2 protein-coding genes are annotated in these 334 nt (G+C 57.5%); both read right to left on the minus strand.

Annotated features, from left to right (window positions below; all coding sequences use genetic code 11):
- Positions 1–8 precede the first annotated feature (8 nt).
- Positions 9–143, minus strand: a complete 135-nt coding sequence (locus ACOCD2_RS19270; RefSeq protein WP_419625917.1) for a hypothetical protein — start codon at positions 141–143, stop codon at positions 9–11.
- Positions 83–334 (minus strand): hypothetical protein (locus ACOCD2_RS19275; RefSeq protein ID WP_419625918.1); only part of this gene is annotated, 252 nt, incomplete at its 5' end. The genes ACOCD2_RS19275 and ACOCD2_RS19270, both read right to left, overlap by 61 nt.

The following is a 334-nucleotide window of genomic DNA, read 5'->3' on the forward strand; positions in this document are numbered from 1 at the left end:
CTTTGTGCTCATTTCCGATCGGGTCGTCTCCAGTCAAAAACGATGGATTGGTAGGCGCACCCGTCTTTGAGCATCCGATAACTCACGGCCCACCCTCTGGACGCCAGCTCTTCGATGGGGGGATCCAGCGCCCGTTGTCGCAGAGCTGCGGTTGAATATGACGGCGGGATATCGAGCAGGTCGCGCAGTTCCTCAAGTGTGACCTCCTGGCGCGTTTCACAGCGTGCAAATCGAACCATTCGATTAACCGGCGCGCGTAGAGCGATCGCACGCCGTCGGTATCAGATGTCGGGTGCTCCTCGAAATGAATTTTTAGCGCGTGCAGGTACGGGAT

The organism is Thiolapillus sp., assembly GCF_048562965.1.
Taxonomy (GTDB): domain Bacteria; phylum Pseudomonadota; class Gammaproteobacteria; order Chromatiales; family Chromatiaceae; genus Thiolapillus; species Thiolapillus brandeum_A.